A 6,459-nucleotide genomic window follows, 5' to 3' on the forward strand; every position below is an offset into this window, starting at 1 on the left:
GGGCATGCCTGCGCCCTCACCGTACGACGCGCCCCGCCAGATCCTCACCGACGAGCTGCTGGAGACGATCCGCGGCCGCGCGGCGACGCACGACCGGGAGAACACGTTCTTCGCCGACGACCTCGCCGACCTGAAGGCGGCGGGGTACCTCCAGGCGATGGTGCCCCAGCATCTCGGCGGCGCCGGCCTCACGCTGCGCGAGGCCGCGCGCGAGCAGGCGCGGCTCGCGGGGGCGGCGCCCGCGACGGCCCTGGCGGTGAACATGCACCACGTGTGGGTGGGCGTGGCCCGGTACCTGCACGAGCGCGGCGACGGGTCGCTCGACTGGCTGCTCGAGGAGACCGCCCACGGCGAGGTGTTCGGCTTCGGCTACTCCGAGGCAGGCAACGACCTCGTGCTGCTCGGGTCACGCACCGAGGCCCGGCCCGACGGCGAGGGCGGGTACTCCTTCCACGGCACCAAGATCTTCACGTCCAACTCCCCCGGCTGGACGCGCCTCGGCGTCATGGGGCTCGACGACGCCACCGACCCTGACGACCCGCGCATCGTGCACGCGTTCGTCACCCGCGACGGCGGCGGCTTCGAGATCAAGGACGACTGGGACACGCTCGGCATGCGGGCCTCGCAGTCCTGCACGACGGTGCTCGACGGCGCGCACGCGCCCGCGGACCGGGTGCTGCGTCGTCTCGCGCCCGGACCGAACCTCGACCCCTACGTGCTGGGGATCTTCACGTCGTTCGAGATCCTGCTCGCGTCCGTGTACCTGGGGATCGCCGACCGGGCCCTGGCGCTCGCCGTCGAGACGGTGCGCAGGCGGCGCTCGATGAAGACCGGCAAGGCGTACTCGCAGGACCCCGACATCCGCTGGCGGATCGGCACGGCCGCGCTGGCCCTCGACGGCCTCTGGCCGCAGCTCGACCTCGTCGCGGGCGAGGTCGACGCTCAGGTGGACGTGCGGTCCGGGTCCGGGGCCGGGTTCTTCCGCTCGACGGCGGGGCTGAAGGTGCGTGTCACCGAGACGGCGCGGCAGGTCGTCGACGAGGCGATCCGCTGCTCCGGCGGGTCGACCTACTTCAACCGCTCCGAGCTGGGACGGCTCTACCGCGACGTGCTCGCCGGGATCTTCCACCCGTCCGACGACGAGTCGGCGCACGCCACCGTCGCGCAGGCCGTGCTCGGCCCGCTCGAGGACTGAACCCCGCGAAAGCTGTCAGAACCACGTCAGGCCGGGGACCCACCCGGTTCTGACAACCGCGGGCGCGCGCACGTTGTCAGAACCACGTCAGACCCTGGGCTCACGTGGTTCTGACAACTCTCGGGTCAGGCGGAGGCGCCGTCGAGCCGGGCGAGCTCGTCCGGGGTCAGCTCGAGGGTCATGGAACGCACGAGCGCCTCGAGCTGGCCGGTGTGCCGGGCGCTGGCGACGGGCGCGACGACGGTCGGCTGCTGCCGCAGCCACGCCAGCGCCACGGACGCGACGGGCGCGCCGTGCGCGGCGGCGACGTCGTCGAGGGCCGCGAGCACGCGACGTCCGCGGTCGTCCAGGTAGCGGGCGGCGCCCTGCGCGCGCGGGCTGTCGGGCGCCTCGCCGTCGCGGTAGGTCCCGGCGAGGAACCCGGAGGCCAGCGCGTAGTACGGCAGCACACCGAGACCGTGCCGCTCGGCGGCCTGGCGCAGCCCGTCCTCGAAGCCTCGCTCCACGAGGTTGTAGTGCGGCTGCAGGGCGACGGGACGGTGCAGCCCGCCGTCCTCCACGGCGGCGAACCACTCGTCGATCCGCTCGGGCGTGTAGTTGGAGACGCCGATCGCGCGCACGAGACCGTCGTCGACCAGCGCGGAGAACGCGGCGGCCGTCTCCGCGATCGGCGTCGCGGCGTCGTCGAAGTGCGCGTAGTACAGGTCGATGCGGTCGGTGCCGAGCCGCTCCAGGGACGCCTCGGCGGCCGCCCGCACGTTCGCCGCCGCCAGGCCGCGGAACTGCGGGTGCTGCGAGACCTTCGTCGCGACCAGGACGTCGTCGCGGCGGCCGCCGCGGGCCAGCCAGCGCCCGATCGTCCGCTCGCTCTCGCCACCGGAGTTGCCCTCCACCCACGCGGAGTAGACGTCGGCGGAGTCGATCATCCGGCCGCCCGCGTCGGTGAACGCGTCGAGGACGGCGAACGACGCCGCGTCGTCGGCCGTCCAGCCGAAGACGTTGCCGCCGAGCACCAGGGGTGCCCCGTCGAGGCCGAGAGGGCCGCGCGAAAGATCGGTCTGCGTCGTGCTGGTCGCCTGGGTCACACGTCGCACAAGCGCCCCGGCGTCCGGAACATTCCCGCGGGGCCGCTACGATCGCCGCTCATGACGCTGCGCAGGGGCACGATCGTCCGGTACGCCGTCGGCTCCGTCGGCACCGGCGGGTTCGCGACGCTGCCCGGGCTGGTGCTCGTCTTCTACCTCACGGACACGCTCGGCGTGACGGCGGCCCTGGCGGGTCTGCTCGTCACCGCCGCCAAGGTCTGGGACGTCCTCATCGACCCCGTGATCGGCGCGGCCAGCGACCGCGAGCGCGCCCGCACCGGGCGCCGTCGCCGGCTCATGGTCGTGGGAGGACTGGCCCTGCCGGTGTTCTTCACCCTCACGTTCGCGGTCCCTGCCGGTCTGAGCCCGGCGGCCGCCGCGGGGTGGGTGCTGCTCGCCTTCCTCGCCGCGGCGACGGCGTTCAGCCTCTTCCAGGTGCCGTACATCGCCCTGCCCGCGGAGCTGGCGAGCACCTACGACGCCCGCACCCGGCTGCTCACGGCGCGCGTGGTGGTGCTCACCGCCGCGATCCTGCTGTTCGGCGGCGGCGGCCCGGCACTGCGCGCCCTCGGTGGCGACGACGAGCGGCTCGGCTACCTCGTCATGGCCCTGGCGGCGGCGCTCGTGCTCGGCGCCGCCCTCCTCGTCTCCTCCACCGTGGAACGGTCCGCAGGACCGCCCGCCGCACCGCGCCCCCTCCCGCCCCGGGTCGGGATCGCCGCCCACTACCGCGAGGGCGTCGGCCTGCTGCGCACCAGCCGGCCGTTCCGCACGCTGCTCACCACGTTCGTGCTCCAGGCGCTCGCCACCGGCGCCATGCTCGCCGGCGCCCAGTACGTCGCCACCTGGGTGCTGCACGACACCGCGGCCGTGACGTTCCTGTTCGTCGCCCTCGTCGGCCCCGCGCTGGTCGTCACCCCGGCGTGGGGCACGCTCGCCCGCCGGGTCGGCAAGGAGCGTGCGTTCCGCCTCGCCTCAGGGTTGTTCGCCGTGGCGGCGCTCGCCCTGCTGCCGCTCGCCTGGGCGCCGGGCGCCTGGGTGTACCTGCCCGTCGCGCTCGCCGGCGCCGCCTACGCGGGCATGCAGTCCCTGCCGATGGCGATGCTTCCCGACGTCATCGCGCACGACGCCCGCACCACCGGCACGGACCGCGCCGGCGCGTTCGGAGGCGTGTGGACGGCGGGCGAGACGACAGGCATGGCGCTCGGCACCACCCTGCTGACGGTGGTGCTCGCCGCGACGGGGTACGTCGAGTCCACGGGCGGGCAGTCGGTGACGCAGCCCGCCGCCGCGGTGCTCGGCATCGTCGCCGCGTTCAGCGTGCTGCCCGCGGCGCTCGCCGCCGTCAGCCTGCTGCCGCTCGGCCGCTACCCGCTGCGCCGCCGCGACGTCGACCACCCCGCAGTCCCCGGCCCGACCCGGGCCGACCACCCCCAGGAGACCTCGTGACCCACCCCGCCGCGCCCGCCGACCTCGACCTCGAGCAGTCCCCGGAGTCGGTGCTCGCCGCCCTCGCCACGCTGCGGCACCGCGACGCGCCGACCCACGGGGGTCGCGTGCTCAGCTACGTCTACGACCCGGGCGTGCCCGAGCTCGACGAGCTCGCCGCCGGCGCCGTGCGCGCCATGCAGCCCGTGAACGGGTTGGACCCGACGACGTTCGGCTCCGTGGCAGCCCTCGAACGGGACGTGGTCGCGTTCGCGCGCGACCTGCTCGGCGGCGATGCCGACACCGTCGGCACGGTGACCAGCGGCGGCACGGAGAGCTGCCTGCTCGCCGTCCAGTCGGCGCGCGACACGTGGCTCGCAGCCCGCGGGCTGCGGCCGGGCGAGGCCCGCCCGCGCCTCGTCGCGCCGGTCACCGTGCACGCAGCGTTCCAGAAGGCGGCCCACCTGTACGGGCTGGAGCTCGACCTCGTGCCCGTCGTCGCGCACGGCCCGGCGGCCGGCGCGGTGGACGCCGCCACGCTCGGGGCCCGCATGACCGACGGGGCCGGGGGCGCGGACGGCGTCGCGCTGGTCGTCGTGTCCGCACCGTCCTACCCGCACGCGGCCGCCGACCCGGTGGCCGACGTCGCGGCGCTCGCCGCCGCAGCGGGCGTGCCGGTGCACGTGGACGCCTGCATCGGTGGGTTCGCCCTCCCGTTCTGGCCCGGTCTGCCCGCGTGGGACCTGCGCGTGCCTGGCGTGACCAGCCTCAGCGCGGACCTGCACAAGTACGCGTTCGCCCCCAAGGGCGCCTCCGTGCTGCTGCACCGCGACCGGGACCGGCAGCGCGCGCAGTACTTCGCGACGACGCGCTGGCCCGGCTACCCCGTGGTCAACCCCACCCTGCTCGGGTCGCGCTCGGGCGGCCCGCTCGCCGCCGCGTGGGCGATCCTGCAGGCCCTCGGCACGGACGGGCTCGCGACGCTCGCCGGGCGGGCCCGCCGCGCCACGCTCGCCCTGCGCGAGGCGGTCGACGGCGTCGAGGGGCTGCGGGTGGTCGGGTCCCCCGTCGGTCCGTTGTTCGCGGTCGCCACCGACGACGCAGCACCCGCGGACCGCCGTGTCGACCCGCACCTGTGGGCGGACGCCGTCGCCGCGCGGGGCTGGACGCTCCAGGCACAGCCCGGCCTGGACCAGCCTGACGGCACGCGGCTGCCGCACACCACCCACCTCACCGTCACGCCCGTCACCGAGGGCGTGCTGGGCGACCTGGTGCCCGTGCTGCGCGAGGCCGCGGACGACGTGCGTGGCACGCCCCGGCCCGACGCCGGCGCGCTGCTGGGCGCGCTGCCCGCCGAGCTCCTGCCCACGGGCCCGGGCGGCCCCGCGCTCGACTCCGCCACCGCCGCCGCGCTGCTCGACGCCGTCGGGCTGGGCTCCGTGGGTGGCGGGGACGCGACGCCCGGGGTCGGGCCGATGGCGCCGCTGCTCGCGCTCGTCGAGGCCCTTCCGGCTCCGCTCGTGGAGCGGCTGCTGGTCGAGCTGCTCGCCCGCCTGGTGGAGCCCCGGGGGGCGTGAGACCCGGCCGCACCGCACCCGGCCGCGGTCGTACCCTGCGACCATGACGCACGACCTGTCCGGCCCGCTGTCCCCCGCCACGCTCGCCGTCACCGCCGGCCGTCCGCCGCGCACGCAGGGCGGGCCGGTGAACCCGCCTGTGGTCCTCAGCTCCACGTACGTCAACCAGGGCGTCTCCGCCCCGGGAGAGCTGCTGTACACCCGGATGGACACCGAGACGTGGCACCCGTTCGAGGAGGCCCTGGCGGCGCTGGAGGGCGCGTCGCACGGCGTCGTCTTCGGCTCCGGGATGGCGGCCGTGATCGCTGCGGTCGGGCACGTGCCCCACGGGGGCGCCGTCGTCGTGCCGCGGCACGCCTACCAGGCGTCGCTCGGCTACCTCGACGACCTGGCGGCACGCCACGGCGTCGACGTGCGGCGCGTCGACGTCGCGGACACGGACCAGGTCGTGGCGGCCCTCGACGGCGCCGACGTCCTGCTGGCCGAGTCGCCGACGAACCCGATGCTCGAGGTCGCCGACCTGCCCGCGATCCTGAGCGCCGCACGCGAGCGTGGCGTGCGCTCCGTCGTCGACAACACGTTCGCGACGCCGCTCGGTCAGCGTCCGCTCGACCTCGGCGCGGACGTCGTCGTGCACTCGGTGACCAAGTACCTCGCCGGGCACTCCGACGTCGTCCTCGGCGCGGCCGTGACGCGCGACGACGAGCTGGCCGCCGGGCTGCGGGCGTACCGGACGATGCACGGCGCGATCCCGGGGCCGATGGAGGTGTGGCTCGCGCTGCGCGGGCTGCGCACCCTGCACCTGCGCGTGGAGCGCGCCAACGCCAGCGCGGCCGAGCTGGCCCGCCGTCTGGCCGACCACCCGGGTGTCGCGGAGGTGCGGCACCCGTCCCTGCCCGACGACCCCGGCCACGAGCGCGCCGCGGGGCTGATGAACGGCTTCGGCGCGGTGCTCGGCCTGCGCCCGCGCGGCGGGGCCGCCGCGGCCGACGCCGTCGTCGCCGCGGTACGGCTGTGGGTCCCGGCGACGTCGCTGGGCGGCGTCGAGTCGTCGCTGGAGCGGCGCCGCCGGTTCGCGACCGAGTCGAGCACCGTCCCCGAGGACCTGCTGCGGCTCTCCGTCGGCATCGAGGACGTCGAGGACCTCTGGGCCGACCTGGACCAGGCGCTGCGC

General features: G+C 75.9%; 5 protein-coding genes. 4 read left to right on the plus strand and 1 reads right to left on the minus strand.

Annotated elements, in window-relative coordinates:
* Positions 1–4 precede the first annotated feature (4 nt).
* Positions 5–1,195, plus strand: a complete 1,191-nt coding sequence (locus tag ACFT55_RS18415; RefSeq protein ID WP_380245298.1) for an acyl-CoA dehydrogenase family protein — start codon at positions 5–7, stop codon at positions 1,193–1,195.
* 125 nt (positions 1,196–1,320) lie between these two features.
* Here the strand turns inward: ACFT55_RS18415 and ACFT55_RS18420 are convergent, their stop codons facing one another.
* Positions 1,321–2,280: an aldo/keto reductase gene (locus ACFT55_RS18420; protein ID WP_380245294.1), complete on the minus strand. Its 960-nt coding sequence runs from the start codon at positions 2,278–2,280 to the stop codon at positions 1,321–1,323.
* A gap of 60 nt (positions 2,281–2,340) precedes the next feature.
* Between ACFT55_RS18420 and ACFT55_RS18425 the strand changes: the two genes are divergently transcribed.
* The 3 genes from ACFT55_RS18425 to ACFT55_RS18435 all read left to right on the plus strand — a co-directional run.
* Positions 2,341–3,729: an MFS transporter gene (locus ACFT55_RS18425; protein ID WP_380245295.1), complete on the plus strand. Its 1,389-nt coding sequence runs from the start codon at positions 2,341–2,343 to the stop codon at positions 3,727–3,729.
* Positions 3,726–5,285: a pyridoxal phosphate-dependent decarboxylase family protein gene (locus tag ACFT55_RS18430; protein ID WP_380245296.1), complete on the plus strand. Its 1,560-nt coding sequence runs from the start codon at positions 3,726–3,728 to the stop codon at positions 5,283–5,285. The genes ACFT55_RS18425 and ACFT55_RS18430 overlap by 4 nt, the downstream gene beginning before the upstream one ends.
* A gap of 43 nt (positions 5,286–5,328) precedes the next feature.
* Positions 5,329–6,459: trans-sulfuration enzyme family protein (locus ACFT55_RS18435; RefSeq protein ID WP_380245297.1), on the plus strand; the 1,131-nt coding region annotated here is incomplete at its 3' end.

Source organism: Isoptericola sp. NPDC057191 (assembly GCF_042670225.1).
GTDB lineage: Bacteria > Actinomycetota > Actinomycetes > Actinomycetales > Cellulomonadaceae > Isoptericola.